The sequence below is a fragment of the Calothrix anomala FACHB-343 genome (genome assembly GCF_014696435.1).
Taxonomy (GTDB): Bacteria; Cyanobacteriota; Cyanobacteriia; order Cyanobacteriales; family Nostocaceae; genus Aulosira; species Aulosira anomala_A.
Window position 1 is genome coordinate 1 of sequence record NZ_JACJQG010000044.1, and the last position, 18,074, is coordinate 18,074.

The following is an 18,074-nucleotide window of genomic DNA, read 5'->3' on the forward strand; positions in this document are numbered from 1 at the left end:
ACCACGCTGTAGGGGCACGGCACCGACAATCTTTTGGTACATACAATAATTTTACTGTTGCCGTGCCCCTACGACAGATGTGGTTCAAATAGGTGAAAACTGCTGTAAGCTGTGCTGAGAGAATGAACAAATAAAGCTCAGGAAATAAAAATATTTGTTTATTCAAAAAAGCTAATAATTTGTTTCATTACTCGCATTACATCGTACATTTCGTTTTGATGAGGGTTAGAGAGAGTAAACTTATTTGATAAAGCATAACATTTTTGCTGCTGATTCAGTTTGACAAATATATAGTCTTCTCCATTGGTTATAAGTCCAAAAATTGGTATTTCTCTGTTAGGGTTTGCCATCATGTAAGTTAAAGTTTGGGGTAAAGCCTGCATCACGCTGAAACCATAGCGTTTTGATTCAATTAACACTACCCAAAATCTATTTTTAACAACTAAAGCATCAATAAACCCTTCTAGGATAAGTTCTTCCGCACCAGCGTTGAGAATTTCTACTTTGACCAATTCCTCACTTTTAATTTTGAAAGGTGGATCGCATAAACCTATTAATTCTAGTAGGGGAGATAGCATAATAATATTGATAGTACCTTCCGTGATGGCACCATCTGCGGCATAATAGAGATAGCGACTCTTAAGCCGATTCAAATAGGCTTTTTCGCTTTCAGAGAGTTCAGGTAGATTTTCACACCATTCTGTAAAAAAATCTAATCCAGATGTCTGAATTAAATTAAATTTATTGTGTACCTCATTTAGGTTAGTAATGGCTTTAGTGATTCCAAGTGTTTTAACCATAATTTATTGAGTTCAGACAGTTATTTAAGTTGAAAAAGCAATAATTTTTAATCTAAGGATAATTGAGATTCTTTAATTATAAAATCTAATAGTTTAGATATTTCCATGATAAACCCGCGTCAAATAGCATTTTTAGCCCTGCGAGATGTTCACAAAGGGGCTTATGCTGATGTTGCTCTCGATAAAGTGCTGCAAAAAGTTAAGTTACAAGATAGCGATCGCCGTTTAGTTACAGAATTAGTTTATGGTAGCGTCAGACGACAACGCACCCTTGACGCTTTAATTGACCAATTTGGCAAAAAGAAAGCCCATCAACAACCAAAAGACTTGCGCACGATTCTGCATCTTGGCTTTTACCAACTGTGCTATCAAGAACGCATTCCCGCTTCTGCGGCTGTAAATACTACAGTTCAACTAGCGAAGGAAAACGGCTTTCCAGGATTAACAGGTTTTGTCAATGGGATGTTGCGTCAATATATTAGGCAAACAGGGGAAAATGGGGAAATCCCCTTACAATTACCAGAAAATCCGGCAGAACGTTTAGGCATTTTACACAGCTTTCCAGATTGGATAATTCAAGTTTGGTTAGAACAACTGAGTTTTGCGGAAGCAGAACAGTTATGTGAATGGATGAATCAATCACCCACCATTGATTTACGCATCAACCCGCTACGCACTTCGATTGATGTGGTCGAACAAGCGTTAAAATCGGCTGATGTGTTAGTCAAGCGCTTGCCTCATTTACCCCAAGCTTTACGCTTAATTAGTAACAGTGGCGCGATTCAAAATTTACCCGGTTTTCGTGAGGGTTGGTGGGTTGTTCAAGATAGTAGCGCCCAATTAGTCAGTCATTTACTTGACCCCCAACCAGGTGAGGTAATAATTGATGCTTGTGCTGCACCTGGGGGGAAAACTACTCACATTGCGGAATTGATGGGGGATAAAGGAAAAGTTTGGGCTTGCGATCGCACTGCTTCCCGATTGCGCAAACTCCAAGAAAATGCACGACGCTTGAATTTGCAATCGATTGAAATTTGTACTGGGGACAGTCGCGAGTTCTCACAATTTACTCATACCGCAGATCGGGTTTTACTCGATGCACCCTGTTCTGGTTTAGGAACTCTCCACCGTCATGCTGATGCGCGTTGGCGACAAACACCAGAAACAGTCCAGCAACTTTCTCAACTGCAAAAAGAATTATTATCACATACTGCAAAGTTTGTCAAGGCTGGCGGAGTTTTAGTCTACGCTACTTGTACCCTACACCCAGCAGAAAACGAAGCGGTAATTTCCCAGTTTTTAGCTGAGTCTCCCGACTGGAAAATAGAACCGCCGAGTGCAGATTCACCAATATTTGCCTATTCCACATCGCAAGGCTGGTGCAAAGTTTGGCCGCAGCGACATAATATGGATGGCTTTTTTCTGGCTCGCTTAAGAAAAACTAATGATTCCGGGTGATTACTGTAACGAGACTGTACGATTTAATCGAGGTTAAAATCTCCCAGAGGATGCAGCATGGTTACTGATTCCAATGTGAAAAACTTAGTGAAAATCCTGATTGGTGCAGCCTGGATTGACGGTGTAATCCAGCCGGAAGAAAGACAATACCTGCGGGAAATAGCCCAAGCCAAAGGTTTAGCTACCGATCCGGAAATTAAGCCTTGGTTGTACGAATTAGTTCCCGTACAGCCAAAAGAGTGTTATGGCTGGGTGCAAGAATATTTAGGCGATCGCCCAAGTATTGAAGATTGCGTCAGCTTGATTGAAGCGATTAGTGGTTTAATTTACAGCGACGGCGATGTAGCGATCGAAGAAGCGCGACTACTGACAAAATTACAGGAGATTACCAAAGCTAGCGAGTCAACCCAAGCAGCCCACACTACTTTACTCAAACAAATTCAAAAGCTTTATCGGCGTTGGGTTGAAGTGCAAAACTAACTGAGATATATGATTGTTGAGTTAATCAGACGCGGTTTATCGCGCCTGTGGAAGAGTTTAAAATTTGCTAATTTAATTCAGCTTTTTCACTGCTTATGACTTCGGTTCACCCAGACCCGGAGTTTCTTCTTTTTGAACTTTGGGAACAAAGTCAGGACGTTCTTTGCTTTCCCAACCGGGGGGACGCTTAGAGTTATACCAAGCGATAGAACCGATGGTAACAGCAGCAATAAAACCAAATACATAAACAAAGGTAAAAGCAAACGGAAAATGGGGCCCGTTTACCGCCTGTGCTGCTGTCTGCATAAATAAAAGCATGAGTATATTCTCCTAGCTTAGGTAACGCTACTTAACAGACTATAAAATGAGCGTAACACCTAACATCCCCCATGAGTTTGAATCACATGGTCAATAGTCAATAGTCAATAGTCAATAGTCATTGGTCATTAATCATACCAATCTACGGTTTGATACGTAATTAAGATTCCCGTAGGGGCGGGGTTTCCCCGCCCTTGTGTTGGTTTGAATGATTGCAGTTTAGTATCAACAGTCAACCCTCAACCCTCAACCGTCAACAATTACTGCGATGAAGATGGTCTAAGTCTTTCCCGCCAAGAAGGTTGTGATGGGGATGAATTTCTCGAACTACCTGATGAACTACCACCTGATGAACTACCACTGGATGATGAAGACGATCGCCTAGATCTGCGAGGTGTGGAAGGCTCAGATGATTCTACGCGCCTGCGCCGTCTGGAGCGAGATTCAGAAGAATCGCTGTTATTGTTATTGCTGGATTCTTCGCTGCGATAGCGTCGCCGTCTCCGAGATGAAGATGAAGATGTGTCATTATCTTGCTGTTGGTAATAACGTCTGCGGCGTCTGGGCGTTTCTTCTTGTTGTTGGTCTTCTTGAGAATATCTGCGCCGCCTTCTTGATGAACGTTCTTCGTTATTATTGTCCTCATCGTCATCTGAGGATATGGCTTTATTGACAATTCGTCCTGGTTTTATGGGTTTAGCTTTAATGGTAGCTTTACGACCTTCGAGTTTAGGACGCGCCGGAAACTTTTCTACTGGCATATCTTTGACAGCTTCTTCCATAAATTCGTGCCAGGTGTAAGCCGCACTACCGCTACTACCCCAGGTAGGGCGATTGTCATCATTCCCTAACCAAACTCCAGTTACCAGTTGGGGAATGTAACCAATAAACCATAAATCGCGGGCTTCGTCGGAGGTACCAGTCTTACCTGCGACTTGTCTATTATTTAATTGGGCTGCAGCACCCGTACCAGCTTCGACAACGTTGCGCAACATCCAAGTCATAATTGCGGCACTATCAGCATCAAGTGCCCGCTTGGAGGCGAAATTTGCTGACCAAATTACTTCACCTTGGCGGTTGAGGATACGGCGAATACCATGTACTTCTGTGTGTAAGCCTTGGGTGGCAAAACTACCGTAGGCGCTAGTTATTTCTAGCAAATTTACTTCATTTGAGCCTAAAGCTAGGGAATATGTGGGCTTAAGTTGAGATTTAATGCCCATTTCTTGGGCAAGCTTAATTGTTGGCTCAAATCCCACATCAATTAAGGCTTTGACGGCAATGATGTTAATGGAACTTGTGAGCGCATCGCGCATTGTCATCCAGCCGCGAAATTTTTCGCTGTAGTTTTTCGGTTCGTAGCCATCGACTACAAGGGGTGCATCGAGGTAGCTTTGATAGGGACTTTTACCAGATGCGATCGCTGTTGCATAAACAAAGCTTTTAAAAGTCGAGCCTGGTTGCCGTTGGGCTTGTGTCACCCGGTTAAACTGGTTTTTACCAAAGTCTTTACCCCCAACCATCGCCTGAATTTCCCCATTCCGGGGATCGATGGCTACCATTGCAGCTTGTTTAAAGTTTTCCCAGCGTCCCTGATTTCTCAGTGTTTTGGCTACGGCTTCCTCTGCAAATTTCTGCCAAGTTGGGTTTAAAGTGGTTTCTACTACCAAACCCCCACCAGCTAACACATCAGCAGAAACATACTTGGGCAATTCTTGTTGAATAAAGGTAGTAAAGTAGGGAAATTCTACTTGCAGTCGCTTCGGTAAACTGCTGTTGAGGGTAAGGGCTTCTTGGCTGGCAGCTTCCCTTTCAGAGGTAGTGATTATACCATCCTCCTGCATTCTTTGCAACACCAAATTCCGCCGAGCTTTGGCGGCTTGGGGATTTCTGTCTGGGGAATACAGGCTAGGGGCTGGCGCTAAACCGGCAATGGTCGCCATTTCTGGTAATGTCAGTTGATCTACGGATTTACTAAAGTAAACCCATGCAGCATCAGCTACACCATAAGCCCCAGATCCCAAATACACCAAATTCAAATAACGCTCAAGAATTTGGTCTTTGGTTAATTCTTGCTCCATTTTTTGCGCTAACCGCACTTCTTTGAGTTTGCGCCAGATAGTTTTTTCTTGTTTGATAAATAAAATCCGGGCTAGTTGTTGGGTAATGGTGCTACCGCCTTCTACCACATTTTGCGATCGCAAATTATTCCAAACAGCTCTAACTATACCTTGGGGATCGACGCCATTATGTTGCTGAAATCGCCGATCTTCGGAAGCAATGAAAGCTTGTTTTAACTTATCTGGTATTTGCTCTAGTTTGATCTGGTCTCTAGCAGCTTCCCCTTGCTGTTGTAAGATACTACCGTCTGCGGCTTTAATCGTCAAAGTTTGTTCGCGGACAACAGCATTTAACTCTGATTTATCTGGTAGAGTCCGGTCTATGCTAGCAATTCCATAATTAAATGCAACGATCCCACCACCGATACTTAAGCTTCCCCAAAACCACAGGCGACGATAAAAGGGTTTTTCTTTGGTGGATAGTTTAGCAATTACTCCAGATGAGACTTTTTGCATCTGGCTAAGTACTTGCTTTCCTTTGTCCAGCTTTGTTGGTGGTAAATTCTCATTTATAGATTCTTCTGGGACAGATTCTTCATGTTCGAGATGATTACCAGATGACAATTGTGGTTGCTCCTTGTCAGATGCACTTAAATCAGTTGTTCCTTGCTTGAACCAGGAGGTAAGTTTCCTCACGTTAGTTTCTCGCTCAAATGTAGTTGCTATCTAACCACCAGTATGGTTGGGGTTAGTGTATCGCCTTTGTGTTAGTATAATATCCCATAAATAAACAAGTGAATTTAGTAAAATACAATGTTTTTTTGGAATTCTTTAGATTTGATCCCGTAAATATTAATACAAAAATTTATGAATTTTCACAGCTAAAATACTGTGATTAGCAACTAAAAAATATGCCGCTAGGTATAAGCAAAAAGACGAGTAGCATGTCCGCAACAGACAAGCTCGCTACAGATGCGATCGCAGCGATCGCTCTTGGTAGTAATATTGGCGATTCACAAGAAATTTTAGAAGCAGCGATCGCGACTTTAGCCAACACTCCAGGTATTTTTCTCCAAGCAAAATCCCACTGGTATCAAACCGCAGCCATCGGCCCGCCACAACCAGATTACTTAAACGGCTGCGCCCTAATCAAAATATTCATGCTCCCGCATCTGTTATTAGAAACATTATTAGCAATCGAACAAAAATTTGGGCGTGTACGTCAAGAGCGGTGGGGCCCCCGTACCCTAGATTTAGATTTGCTGTTATATGATGACTTAATTATTGATACACCCACCCTGCAAATCCCCCATCCGCGAATGCGGGAGCGGGCGTTTGTTCTGGTTCCCTTGGCAGAAATCGCCCCCAATTGGGTAGAACCAGTATCCGGATGTGTTATTAAAGATTTGGTTAAAGAGGTTAACTGTTCTGATGTACATTTATTGATGGGCAGTTAAAATTACACCCCATAAACGCAGGAAACCTAGACCTAACAAGCCTGAGAGTTGGCCTGTGTATCTAAAGACACTCAATCATACTATGCCACTAGGTAGAGAATTACCACAGCTGCTAAGACAACGTTTGTTCTATAAAGGACGCAAGTTTAACTTTGAAGTTAATCGCTTGCGCTTACCTAACAAAGCCGAGGGCGAATGGGAATGTATTCGTCACCCCGGTGGTGCGCTAGCTGTGCCTGTGACAGCCGATGGTAAGCTGATACTGCTGCGTCAGTACCGCTTTGCAATTCAAGGCAGAATCATCGAATTTCCCGCCGGTACTCTAGAACTCAATGAAGATCCCCTAGAAGCAGTACAGCGAGAACTTCAAGAAGAAACCGGTTATCGTGCCCAAAAGTGGGATAAATTAGGAGAGTTTTTCCTCGCTCCTGGATATTCTGACGAAATCCTCTATGCTTTTCTGGCGCGAGATTTAGAAAAGTTAGAGACACCGCCAGCAAAAGAAGAAGATGAAGATATCGAAATTCTTTATTACACCCCCGAAGAACTGGAGAAAGCCTTTATCGATGGCGAACCAGTAGATGCGAAAACGATTTCTAGCTTTTTGTTAGCTCGTCCTTTCTTAACCTAAAGTGTTGATATGCTCATCGAATTAGCAATTGGCGATGCCTACGGTGCAGGCTTTGAATACGCTAATGAAGTGAGCGTCTATAACGATTTGAGTCGATACGTATCACATCCGCGTCATCGACTCATACCGGGTAGCTATACAGATGATACCCAAATGAGTATTGCGATCGCTGAAGTCATAGTATCAGCAGCACAGTGGACACCAGAAGTATTAGCACAGAGTTTTGTGACTTGCTTTAAACGCGATCGCCGAGAAGGTTACGCTAGTGGATTCTACCATTTTCTTCTCGAAATTCAAGATGGCAGCGAGTTTTTAGCCAAAATTCGCCCAGATAGTGACAAAAGCGGTGCTGCAATGCGTGCAGGGCCAATTGGGATTTTCTCCACACCCGAAAAAGTCATCGAAGCCGCAACCATTCAAGCCGCTATTACCCACAATACACCAGATGGCATTAACGCCGCCGTTGCCGCCGCCTTAATGACGCATTATTTCATTTATAAACTCGGGCCGAAACGCAAATTAGGACAGTTTATTGAAAGCTATGTACTATCTGGCGAATGGTCAAAACCTTGGGAAGGTAAAGTTAAATCTAAAGGCTGGATGAGCGTCAGAGCAGCCATTACCGCAGTCATTCGCAACGATAGCATGAGCGAACTATTGCAAGATTGTATCGCCTTTACCGGCGATGTCGATACAGTTGCCACCATCGCCCTCGCAGCTGGTTCTTGTAGTCAAGAAATTGCCCAAGATATCCCTGAACATCTAGTTACAGGGTTAGAAAATGGAACCTACGGTAGAGATTATCTCATCGAATTAGATAAGCAATTGATGAGTTTAGTAGGTAAAATATAGAGCCGATATCTATTGCGCTCTAACTCTTAAAACCCACATAACCAAGTAGACATTCCTCACCTAAAATCAAACATCTTAATACAACATCTCATTAACTCATAGCTCATTCTCCGCGTACCTCCGCGCTTACCTTAGCGATACTTTGCGTTTAAATTTTAACTCTCCATTCACAACGATTGAACTCTTATTGATAATTGCTATAATCACAATTACCAATGTTGCATTAATGTTGACAATAAAATGACCAGCTTACCGACAAATAACGTATTTTTTATTTTAGGAATTATTTTTATCTTTATTGCTGTACTAGGACAAACTAAACTAGGTTTTGCCGAAATTAATCCCGGTTGTTTTGGCAGAACTTTAGCCTTATTTATAGGTTTATTCAGTTTAGCAATTGCGCTAGGTTTGGGAACCCCTTCTTTAGAAAGCCTAAATTTATTGATTCAATATCTCCCCAATCAACTGCAAAACCTGGGCGGATTTGCATTTGATTGATTAGGCTCTTAAGCAAATAAGAGCAATTCAAAATTCAAAATTCAAAATTCAAAATTAAGAAACCAGACAGAATGAGAATTTGAGAAACCCAACAAACCCCCGGAAATGTTGGGTTTCACTTCGTTCAACCCAACCTACCCACCCTACAATTATGCTTAACTGAACCTGATTGCATTCTAGAGGGTATGGCACTGCCATACCCCTACAATTTTTCGCCTTCTTTTTTCTTTTTAGAATACAGATGAAACCCCTTACTAATGACAAATGACCAATGACAAATGACTAAAATTTTTGTTAGTAATAAGCTCCCACTAGGCTATAAGTTAAACTAGCTAATACTATCAACGTGATAATTACATAAGCAAATTCTCTTCGCCAGATAAAAGTAAATAAAGAAATTATTACACGCAAAACAGGAATAGCTATTAATAACAGCAACCCTAGCTGAATAATACCGCGCCGACTACCTGCTAAAACTGCATTAATCACACCTAATGGCGAACACAACTCAGCAGGCTCTCCTTGAAAAAATTTATAGTTGACAGGTTCAGAACCATGCCGAATTAAGTAGAGAATTCCCCCAATAAATACCACAGTACTCGCCAGCAAAACGCCATATCTGAGCAAGTTGCTCAAGATGGTTTCTAGTGATAGTTCACCAAATGTCCTTGTAGAATTCTTTTTTTTCTCTTCACTCAAATTAGGTAACTTAACTAATATATTGGCTTGAGGATTTGGCAATTCTTTCATATCAGAATTTAAATCCGTATGCTGTAAAGCTATAGCTAATACTTCAGTATCGGGCTGTGGAGATGAGAGTGACTGAAAATTACCATCAAATTTATACATTTTACAGTCCTCCTATAACATTGTTGTAAACCATCTTCACAGCCATGATGACTAGTACTAGACTAAATACTAGACGCAAAGTTTGCGTTTTAGTACCTAACAGCACTCTAGCACCCAAAAAAGCACCAGGTAATACTCCTAACATTACCGGCATTGATAATCCTGGATCGATGTAACCTCTGGCAAGGTAAACTCCAGCTGAAGCAGCTGCTGTGACACCAATCATAAAGTTGCTAGTGGTAGTAGAAACTTTAAAAGGTAAACGCATGGCTTGATCCATTGCTAATACCTTAAACCCCCCCGAACCAATACCCAACAAGCCAGAAAGTACTCCTGCTACTACCATGACGCTAAATCCTGCGGGAAGGGAATGAACTTGGTAAGACATCAACCCTTCTGAGGTGGGATAAGTACTATTGAGTTGTAGATAATTAGCTAAAGGATCGGTTGGTTCGTTTTCAATTCTTTCAAGCCTTGGTCGTTGGGAAAGATATGCTGAATAAATTAGGACGATCGCTAATACAATAGTTAATGCTTTGACAGACACAAAAGTAGCAATTAACGCCCCAACTATAGCGCCTATTGTTGTCGCAACTTCTAAAAACATGCCTAAGCGTAAATTTGCGTAGCCTTTTTTAATATAAGTAGACGCCGCACCTAAGGAAGTTGCGATTACAGATACTAGTGAAGCCCCAACAGCATAGCGAATATCAACACCAAAGACTGAAGTTAGTAAGGGAACTATGACAACACCCCCACCTAAACCAGTTAATGCACCAAGGAATCCGGCGGTAAATGAACCTATCCAAACTAATAAGGAAAATTCCAGGATATTCAAATTTCATACCTCTTGCTTCGATATATATCAATGGACGATGAGATGTTTTTGTATAGTGGTGAATTTACGTTGCATGTGAATTAAATCTGCCAAGTCTTGTCCATAATTAACTGGGTATGAATATTTCTCATTAATACAAGGCAAATAACAGAGAGAAAGAAGATTTTAGTAAACTTTACTTTTCGTAATATAGTTATTTGAAAATCTTAATTTCGCACATCTAAAAACTCTTAGATGAACGAAGCTTTGTTAAATTCACATTAGACGTAATTTCAGCATTGGTTTATATAAATGATAATTGAACTATGGATTTCTGGCAGGCTGATGCCAGATAAATATTATGCGGAGATAACATTTTAGTTTTCAGATACTTCCAGCAACAGCCGATAAATTTTGAGCATCAGCTAAAAACAAGCGATCGCATTTAATTAGTCAGTATATTTACCAGATTTAGAGAGCCACTTTCTAACAAAATAAAAGCGCCTAATCCCATCAGTACAAAAGGCATAATATTATGACCATAGCTGGCAAGAAGATCTGCGATCGCTTTATTATGAGTTAGTTTATACGCGGTATAGCACAAGCATCCAACCAGCAGAAAAAATACCGTTAAAATGACTAGTAAGCTTTCTGGGTTACTACTGGCAAATAAAGGAACATAAATGCTGATATTATCTGTCCCATTAGCAAAAGTCACCGCCGCTACACTGTAAGTTTGGATATTCAGAAATTTGGTTAAAAGTGAGTGGCGCGATTGTTGAATTTCTGTCTCTTCATCTTCATCATCATCTTCTGATTGTTTAATTAAAGCACGAATTCCCATCACTATTGGCACTATTCCAAACAGACCAATCCAAGGGCGGGGAATAATCAAACCGCCAAAGAAACCGGGAAGGCTAGCGACAATTAGGGCTGTAAAACCGAGATATTGGCCAGCAATAATATGCCACCGTCGGAACGTCGCATTTGCTTGGGAGAAAAACAATGTCAGCATCAGCATATCATCAATATTGGTAGCACTGAAAGCAGCGATGCCGGTGTTAATTGCTGTGACTAAACCACTCATATCAATTTTGGATTTTAGATTTTGGATTTTGGATTGGGGATGGAAGCTATAGAATTAAAGCAAGTCTGAAGAGATGTTTTTAAGGGACTTTTCTATCGTTAAATCTGGCGTGAATTTTTTCGATTTCTTGACGCATACCCACAATTAAGTTGGGAGAACGCAACCTTTTAATGTTGAACCATCCACAGGTAACAACTAGATACAGCAAGAAGATATAGGGAAAGATATCATAAGGCGCTTCGGGAACCGGGAAAAGTGTACTACCGGGAATTCCCACGCTTCCTAATACAGGAATCATCATGAATCCTACTCCCAAAATAGAAAAGACTATATCTCTCAGGCGCAATTGGCGAATGTGGTACAGGTAAACTGGCGCAGCAATGGAGATGAGAATATACACTGTTAAAAATCCATAGCTACAAATAGCACCCAAATAACCCATACTCTCAAATAATTTGATTTGAAACACAGACATGACAGCAGGTACTAGAAAGGTGAGTAAAGAACACATAGTTACTGCTACATGGGGTGTTTTGTTGGATGAATGTGCTGTACCTAAAGAGGAATGGAACAAACCATGACGCGCCATTAAAAAGAAGATTCTCGCTGCTGGGTTAATACTCCCCAGAATGCAAGCAAAGAAGCTAAGTAATGCACCTAAAGCTACTAATTCTCCTAAAAAACCCACTCCTAGTTGTTGCGATAAAAAGCCTAGAGGTTCTTCCGTCGTGGTAATTGCAACTCCCGTATCTCTAAATCCCAGTACCTCTATATAGGTAGTTGCAATATAGAAAAGTCCTGCAAGTATGACGCTACCTTTGACAGCTTTGGGAATGGTTCGTAAGGGGTTTTTTGCTTCATCACCCAAGGATGTTGCACTTTCAAAGCCAGAAAAAGCAAACATCACTAAGACTAATCCTGTGGCTACGCTACCTGGAGTTGTACCAGTTAAAGTCAATTGAGACATATCTAGCGCAAAGCCTTTGTGCGCCCAGATGATGATGCATAAAATAGCAATTAATAAAATTGATAGAGCCTCTATCAATAGCATTGCTACTGCGGAAATTTGAATATCTTTATAAGCTGCATACCAGGAAATGCCGGCACCGATTGCTAAGAGGGTAATACTAGAGGGATGGATACCTAAATGGCCGATTAACATCCCACTAAAGTTAGCAAAACCGCAGAGTACTGACATTCCAGTCAATAAATAGGCTAAGACTAGACTCCAACCACAAATTACACCAGCAGTCGGGCCTAAACCTTTTGTGATGTAGGAATAGAGGGAACCAGGAGAAGCAGAACGGCTAGCAAATTGATTGATATTAATGCTGACAAATAATAGCCCAATTAGCCCAATTAAAAAGCTTAACCAAGTGCCATTACCTGAAAGTGCAACTATCAAACCAATGTTAGATGCAGGTATAGTTGTAGGTGCAATGACAGCAAAAGATTGCGCTAAAACTTCTGTGAAAGAAAGACAATCTGGTTTTAAGCCATGAACACTGCGATGGGATGAGATTTCCTGTTTCATATTGCTGCTTTGGCGAGAGAATAGTACATATTTCGGGGGGATTAGGGGTGTTTTTAATATTGCCTAAATCAAAATATCCCTATCAAGTAACCCCAAAGTTTAAGCATAAATTTTTGCTGTATATCTCAACTCAACAACCTCTATCTTTGGTTGTATTTCTGACGATAGTGGTCATACTACCCCATGTATTTTCTGCAATCAAGTATCAGTAAAAAATAATTTTTAAATTTTGGTTAAATAATGATTATTTACGATAAGTTTATCGAGATTATGTAAATTATTTTTTTAGAAATAAATCATTAATTGATACATCAAGTTTTAAGATAAAACTAATACCCTATAAGATCGTAGGATTGTGGGTCAATTGATTGGCGACGATATTGGGATCAAGTAAATGTGGGAATTTAGCTGGAAATGGGCATTGTTGCTACTTAAATATCAGAAGTATAAAACTCTATTAAAAGGCTAATGTTGTCAAGTAAGAGTTGAAATGGTAGGTTAAAATTAATCGATATTCTGAAAAAATCTGAGGTATTGTAGAAAAAATTTTCAGAATAACTAAAATTGTTTTTTTGTTACAAAGATGACAATTTATTGAGATATACCTCAACAGCAATTGGTAAAAAGTAGGACATATAAGATGAAAACCTGCAAATATTTTTTGATGCTAGCGCTGTTACTAGTAAATTTAGTTATTGCGCCGCCTTCATTTGCCGATCGCCCAAAATTTACGAAAAATCCTGATTATGTAGCGCTGACGAAAGAAATTGAGCGGTTGCAAACTGTCAAAAAGACACAATCTCAATTAGAGGGTTATACACCAGAACAAATTGACAAAGCCATTGATGAGTTAACTTTAGAGAAATATGTGTTTGAATCGGGAGTAGATTGGGGACAATGCACCAATAAAACAGGTAAAACTATTGCTGTATACGGCCCAGAGCCAGGACTTGATGATGATGAATACTCCCAAGGGGCTGCATTATATTTTTTAGCTAATGGACAAACAACTGAAGATCGATGGAATTGCAAGGGAATTTATCTACCGAATGATGTGAAGGTGACGGCTTTAAGTCAAGATGGACAAACTCAAGAAGTCGCTGGTGGTGTTGCAATTAAGATTCCCATTGGCGCTAACTTAGTTTTGAGAGCAAATCCCGATACTGGGGTGCTGGAATTTAATCAAGCTGGGACAAAAATTTTCAAGTCTGGTGATGTGAACTGGTTTATTCCCAATGTATCTCAAGCAATTGTAGATGCTAGGGTCACTAATGCACCTACTAACAAGGCTTAAATTTGTTTGGTGGGAAGGGAAGGGAAAGGGGACAAGGAGGACAAGGGGGATTAGTTTGTAGCGAGGTTACATTAACTGTAGACATCGTCTCGTTTAACAATATCATGGCATTGCCTGACAATACGATTGTAGGGGCATGGCAATGCCCATTGGTGTCAACTTAAGCTCAAAAGCTTTCTCTATCTCGTTTCCAGCCTCCGGCTGGAAATGCGTATTGCGAGGCTCCGCCTCGTCTTCTGATAAATTGAGGCGGCAGCCCACAGATCATCGCTCCCACGCAGAGCATGGGAGCCAGTTAGGATAAGGGTTTTGCGTTAAGTTGACACAGATGGGCATTGCCATGCCCCGAAGCGCATCCATAATTAACGCGAAATACGCTGTATTTGGCATCGAAACGCGGAAATTGCAAAATAGCCTCAGTTTTTCGCTGAAAATACGCCAGCTTTATCATTTACACATATTCAGGACTCATTTTTAAATTTTTAGTAAACAAAAAAGGCGATCGCTTTCTCATTTATCGAAATCAAGTACTCATTTTTCTGTTTTCAGTAAGCAAAAAGCCATTTCACCTTCTCGTTAAGCCTTAATGAGTTCTCATTATTGTGTTTTCCGCAAGTGAAATACTATTTCACCTACTCATTAAGCCTTTTCGCTTACTCGTTTCGGTAAATCGCGCACTCATTTTGGTGTTTTCCGCAGATGAAAAAGTATACTGCTTAATCATTTAGGTATATTGCGTACTCATTTTGGTGTTTTCCGCAGGTAAAAGGGTAGATTGCTGGCGCAAAAATTGCGATGTTTGACAATAAATTGCTGTGTAGCTAGGCTTGATTGTTTTTGACAATCGCATTTTTTCTGAGGGAACGCCAAAAAATAAATTATCCCAAATTGTCGGGGCGGGATGACCCCAACCCTAAGAATTGCGGGTTTGGTAAGTTACAGCATCTTCCTGTAAATAGACCACACTGTAGGGGCACGGCACCAGTAAAATTATTGTATGTACCAAAAGATTGTCGATGTTCCCTACTACGACAAATGTGGTTTAAATAGGTAAAAACTGCTGTAATGATTGGGATGTCATACCCAAATCGCTGGGTGAGATTTTACAATAGAGCGATCGCTCTATGGTACGCGCAATGGTCTAACTTGCTTCTGTAAGTGCGGTCGCAAATTACGCTCGTATTCTGATAAAGTTGTGGGTTGATACACAGCTATATGCAAGGCTTTATCAGCAGTGGTGTTGAGAAATACTGTAATCCCCCGTTCAGGATATACCCATTCACCAGTAGGAATGCTGAGAGTACCATAATGCCAATCAAGGCGGGTGGCTGGTTCGCCTAAGTCTTGGTGTAGGGGTGCAAAACCGCCAGCTAAATCGGGATTCATGGCATCAAACATAATTAATTGATTGTGGCGAAAGCTAGCCATTGGGCGATAGTAACCTGGTAATTCTAATAAAACAAATATTGCTTGGTTAAAATCGCTACCTAATGGTCTAACTGGGCGATCGCTTAAATCTGTGGGAATATTGGTAAATAAATCTTGGGCTGTGCATTCTGCTGGTAACCCACGCCAGCCGAGGAAATTTCTGGTTTCAATACTCTGGCGAATGCTTTCACAGTTGTTTGCCATAATTATTTTTCCTTTGGTTTGTGCAATCTGTGTATTGGCGATCGCGGGATTTAATATTTCCTGGCGTTGAGTTTCTTTGATTGCGCTGCTACAAGCAAAATTAATGGTATATACCAATATTAACCAAGCTATCCAGATCCAATATCCACGATAGCGCAAGGTTATTTGTCTCCTATTAATTTAACTTGGCCTTGGAAATAAGCAGCTTGGGCATTGCGAATCCCTACAATTGATACTACCTGTTCGGCTTGGGCAATGGATGGATAAACGCCAGGATTGATTGTGGGTGCAGGGGCTTTAGCATCATAATAAGGCCCTTCGACTTTCTGCCGCAGAGGATTTGTAATTTTCACTGTTTTGCGCACATTTTCTGTAAAGAAATCACAAAAGCCTTCGATTAAGGTGTTGTAGCGGACATCATCGCCTTTGTTTTTAAATTTCTGTGCATATTTTTGATAATCATCGTGCGCTAGGGAATGAATATATTCGTGAATGCATGTATGGAATAATTCCCACAACTGCGCCCGATTCTTTTCATCTGTGGCTTGTTTATAGCGCTGGAGATAAACTACGCCTTCGAGTTGCGCGCCTTCCCAGCCGATATCTAAATCTAACATTGTCTGGACTTTGGCTGGGCTATCAACAAAGCTTTCGACTATCGGCTTGAGAATCGCTGTTTCTTTGGTATCTGAGGGTACGGCTGAGTGATCGGCGTTGATCTTGGAACAGTTGGAGACAATAAGATAGTTAACTTTGTCTGTAGCTTTTTGTTTTTTCTCTGCTGGTGATAAAGCACTATTACGAGCAACTTCATCTTCCCACTGATCGACAAAGTTACCTGCCGCCTGTGTCATTTTTGGCCCGGTAGCATAGGAACTGTAAAGATTATCGGTAACGTCTTTTGATGCTTCTGCTGTGCTTTCTAACACATTCCAATCATGGAAGTTTTTCTTAGGATCGGCTCTGAGAGGTTCTTTATCTTCAAACAAGTCTTTATGTAAAAATTTAATCACCTTGGTTAGGCGATCGCGAATTTCATCGCCATATTTTTTCCCACCCACTTCTTCTTGAAAAGTTGCTGATTTACCGCCAACACCTTGGGCGGGTTTCAGCGCATCATTCACAGCTTTGCGATCGCGGTTATTTAAGTTGCGAATGCCTTTTTTTGGATCTGCTGGATCGAAGACAGCATTATCTATATAAGGTTGACGGGTATCGAATTTAGCATTCATCGCCGCGATCGTTGCTTGATCGAATACACCGGTTTCGGGAATTGTAGCATCATGCTGAAATTCTTTGAGGGCGGTTTGAGTTTCTTTGCCAAAGATGCCATCTACACCATATTTTGGCAGTTTATAGCCCATGTCAATTAATGCTTGCTGCATTTTGACAACTTGAATATTATTACTACCTTTATTAATAGTTTCCGTGCCGTCGGAAATTTTTTCTAATTTGCGATCGCCTTCAAAGCGGGCGGAGTAATCTTTGTTAACTTTTTTGGTAGCATCATTATCCGTTGCTCGCTGAATTGTAGCAACATTACTCATCAGTGGAGTTACTACCCCATTTGTGGCTTCGCCCTGGGGACGATGCAAAGGTATGCGACTAAAGTCGCGAGCAAAAGTGCTTGGTTTAATAGTTGGTGATAATAAAGATTCTTCCCCAGACGACTGCGCTTGTTGGTGAGTTGAATCTGCAATTGCTGTTTGGATCGCGTTATTTGTCAGCGAACCGAAGCCACGCACCGGGTTTGCCAAAGTGGGAGTATGTGGCGAAACAAGAGATGGATTAGCAGAACTCGATGTATTTGCTTTCTGAGCAGCAAACATCCGCCGCCTAGCGACTTTTCGATCGACATCACCCATCTTACCGTTCCTCCATCGATGGCTAAAGTCGTGGTTTATACTGAGATTTTCGGCATTCTCTCAGATTAAATTTTATAATTTTTGCTGACGCGATCGCTACCGACCTTTGTCTAAATTTACAGAGTGGGGCATTGGGCATTGGGCATTGGGCATTGGGTGAGAATGCGATGGGATCGACTGCTGAAATTTACAACCTAAGGCTTTGCTGTCACGAATTAGCTTTTGTTTCAATCAAGGATTTCCAAATCAAAAAATATCCCAATCATTAACTTACCAAACCCGCAACTCGTAGGGGCGGGGTTACCCCGCCCCTACAAGCGATCGCACTCCAAAAAAAATTGACATAACTAAATTGATTTTGCATAAGTTCCCCCTCACCATAAATATAAAGAATTGTCGTCAAACATCCCATGCCCCATGCCCAATGCCCCATGCCCCATAC

At 41.1% G+C, this 18,074-nt stretch carries 16 protein-coding genes; 7 read left to right on the forward strand and 9 right to left on the reverse strand.

Features of this window, described 5'->3' with window-relative positions:
• Positions 1-158 precede the first annotated feature (158 nt).
• Positions 159-800: a type I restriction endonuclease subunit R gene (locus H6G08_RS22895; protein WP_190547078.1), complete on the reverse strand. Its 642-nt coding sequence runs from the start codon at positions 798-800 to the stop codon at positions 159-161.
• A gap of 105 nt (positions 801-905) precedes the next feature.
• Between H6G08_RS22895 and H6G08_RS22900 the strand changes: the two genes are divergently transcribed.
• Both H6G08_RS22900 and H6G08_RS22905 read left to right on the forward strand, forming a co-directional pair.
• Positions 906-2,258 carry a 16S rRNA (cytosine(967)-C(5))-methyltransferase gene (locus tag H6G08_RS22900; protein WP_190547080.1) on the forward strand — a complete coding sequence of 451 codons (1,353 nt, stop codon included), beginning with the start codon at positions 906-908 and terminating at the stop codon, positions 2,256-2,258.
• Between the two features lie 57 nt (positions 2,259-2,315).
• On the forward strand, positions 2,316-2,738 hold the full coding sequence (locus H6G08_RS22905; protein WP_190547082.1) for a tellurite resistance TerB family protein: 423 nt from the start codon (positions 2,316-2,318) through the stop codon (positions 2,736-2,738).
• 93 nt (positions 2,739-2,831) lie between these two features.
• Here the strand turns inward: H6G08_RS22905 and psb35 are convergent, their stop codons facing one another.
• Positions 2,832-3,056 (reverse strand): photosystem II assembly protein Psb35, encoded by a 225-nt coding sequence (gene psb35, locus H6G08_RS22910; RefSeq protein ID WP_190547084.1) that lies wholly within the window; start codon positions 3,054-3,056, stop codon positions 2,832-2,834.
• Between the two features lie 260 nt (positions 3,057-3,316).
• Positions 3,317-5,812, reverse strand: a complete 2,496-nt coding sequence (locus H6G08_RS22915; RefSeq protein WP_190547086.1) for a transglycosylase domain-containing protein — start codon at positions 5,810-5,812, stop codon at positions 3,317-3,319.
• Positions 5,813-6,060: 248 nt separating this feature from the next.
• On the opposite strand from H6G08_RS22915, the gene folK reads away from it, so the two are divergent.
• The 4 genes from folK (at position 6,061) to H6G08_RS22935 (ending at position 8,554) form a co-directional block, all read left to right on the forward strand.
• Positions 6,061-6,573, forward strand: coding sequence for a 2-amino-4-hydroxy-6-hydroxymethyldihydropteridine diphosphokinase (gene folK, locus H6G08_RS22920; RefSeq protein WP_190547088.1), 513 nt, complete (start codon positions 6,061-6,063; stop codon positions 6,571-6,573).
• Between the two features lie 82 nt (positions 6,574-6,655).
• A complete protein-coding gene (locus H6G08_RS22925) occupies positions 6,656-7,204 on the forward strand; it encodes an NUDIX hydrolase (RefSeq protein WP_190547089.1) in 549 nt (182 codons plus the stop codon).
• Between the two features lie 9 nt (positions 7,205-7,213).
• Positions 7,214-8,056 carry an ADP-ribosylglycohydrolase family protein gene (locus H6G08_RS22930; protein WP_190547091.1) on the forward strand — a complete coding sequence of 281 codons (843 nt, stop codon included), beginning with the start codon at positions 7,214-7,216 and terminating at the stop codon, positions 8,054-8,056.
• A gap of 240 nt (positions 8,057-8,296) precedes the next feature.
• Entirely contained in the window at positions 8,297-8,554 is a 258-nt protein-coding gene (locus H6G08_RS22935) for a hypothetical protein (protein ID WP_190547093.1), read from the forward strand.
• Positions 8,555-8,848: 294 nt separating this feature from the next.
• On the opposite strand, the gene H6G08_RS22940 is transcribed toward H6G08_RS22935, so the two are convergent.
• From H6G08_RS22940 to H6G08_RS22955, 4 genes are all read right to left on the reverse strand, one after another.
• Complete coding sequence (locus tag H6G08_RS22940; protein WP_190547095.1) at positions 8,849-9,403, reverse strand: DUF1634 domain-containing protein; 555 nt, start codon at positions 9,401-9,403, stop codon at positions 8,849-8,851.
• 1 nt (position 9,404) lies between these two features.
• Complete coding sequence (locus tag H6G08_RS22945) at positions 9,405-10,241, reverse strand: sulfite exporter TauE/SafE family protein (protein WP_190547097.1); 837 nt, start codon at positions 10,239-10,241, stop codon at positions 9,405-9,407.
• Positions 10,242-10,665: 424 nt separating this feature from the next.
• The gene (locus tag H6G08_RS22950; RefSeq protein WP_190547099.1) at positions 10,666-11,307 is read right to left on the reverse strand and encodes a cadmium resistance transporter; all 642 of its coding nucleotides are present in this window, start codon (positions 11,305-11,307) and stop codon (positions 10,666-10,668) included.
• A 79-nt stretch (positions 11,308-11,386) separates the two neighbouring features.
• The gene (locus H6G08_RS22955; RefSeq protein WP_190547101.1) at positions 11,387-12,841 is read right to left on the reverse strand and encodes an APC family permease; all 1,455 of its coding nucleotides are present in this window, start codon (positions 12,839-12,841) and stop codon (positions 11,387-11,389) included.
• A 640-nt stretch (positions 12,842-13,481) separates the two neighbouring features.
• Between H6G08_RS22955 and H6G08_RS22960 the strand changes: the two genes are divergently transcribed.
• The gene (locus H6G08_RS22960; RefSeq protein ID WP_190547103.1) at positions 13,482-14,135 is read left to right on the forward strand and encodes a hypothetical protein; all 654 of its coding nucleotides are present in this window, start codon (positions 13,482-13,484) and stop codon (positions 14,133-14,135) included.
• Positions 14,136-15,257: 1,122 nt separating this feature from the next.
• Here H6G08_RS22960 and H6G08_RS22965 read toward each other — a convergent pair.
• On the reverse strand, positions 15,258-15,926 hold the full coding sequence (locus H6G08_RS22965; RefSeq protein ID WP_190547105.1) for a hypothetical protein: 669 nt from the start codon (positions 15,924-15,926) through the stop codon (positions 15,258-15,260).
• A 2-nt stretch (positions 15,927-15,928) separates the two neighbouring features.
• Positions 15,929-17,632 carry a peptidoglycan-binding domain-containing protein gene (locus H6G08_RS22970; RefSeq protein ID WP_190547107.1) on the reverse strand — a complete coding sequence of 568 codons (1,704 nt, stop codon included), beginning with the start codon at positions 17,630-17,632 and terminating at the stop codon, positions 15,929-15,931.
• Between the last annotated feature and the right edge of the window lie 442 nt (positions 17,633-18,074).

Bases quoted from the DNA above. Each gene is read 5' to 3' on its own strand.
- H6G08_RS22895 (WP_190547078.1), bottom strand. From the start codon at position 800: ATGGTTAAAACACTTGGAATCACTAAAGCCATTACTAACCTAAATGAG.
- H6G08_RS22900 (WP_190547080.1), top strand. From the start codon at position 906: ATGATAAACCCGCGTCAAATAGCATTTTTAGCCCTGCGAGATGTTCAC.
- H6G08_RS22905 (WP_190547082.1), top strand. From the start codon at position 2,316: ATGGTTACTGATTCCAATGTGAAAAACTTAGTGAAAATCCTGATTGGT.
- psb35 (WP_190547084.1), bottom strand. From the start codon at position 3,056: ATGCTTTTATTTATGCAGACAGCAGCACAGGCGGTAAACGGGCCCCAT.
- folK (WP_190547088.1), top strand. From the start codon at position 6,061: ATGTCCGCAACAGACAAGCTCGCTACAGATGCGATCGCAGCGATCGCT.
- H6G08_RS22925 (WP_190547089.1), top strand. From the start codon at position 6,656: ATGCCACTAGGTAGAGAATTACCACAGCTGCTAAGACAACGTTTGTTC.
- H6G08_RS22930 (WP_190547091.1), top strand. From the start codon at position 7,214: ATGCTCATCGAATTAGCAATTGGCGATGCCTACGGTGCAGGCTTTGAA.
- H6G08_RS22935 (WP_190547093.1), top strand. From the start codon at position 8,297: ATGACCAGCTTACCGACAAATAACGTATTTTTTATTTTAGGAATTATT.
- H6G08_RS22940 (WP_190547095.1), bottom strand. From the start codon at position 9,403: ATGTATAAATTTGATGGTAATTTTCAGTCACTCTCATCTCCACAGCCC.
- H6G08_RS22950 (WP_190547099.1), bottom strand. From the start codon at position 11,307: ATGAGTGGTTTAGTCACAGCAATTAACACCGGCATCGCTGCTTTCAGT.
- H6G08_RS22955 (WP_190547101.1), bottom strand. From the start codon at position 12,841: ATGAAACAGGAAATCTCATCCCATCGCAGTGTTCATGGCTTAAAACCA.
- H6G08_RS22960 (WP_190547103.1), top strand. From the start codon at position 13,482: ATGAAAACCTGCAAATATTTTTTGATGCTAGCGCTGTTACTAGTAAAT.
- H6G08_RS22970 (WP_190547107.1), bottom strand. From the start codon at position 17,632: ATGGGTGATGTCGATCGAAAAGTCGCTAGGCGGCGGATGTTTGCTGCT.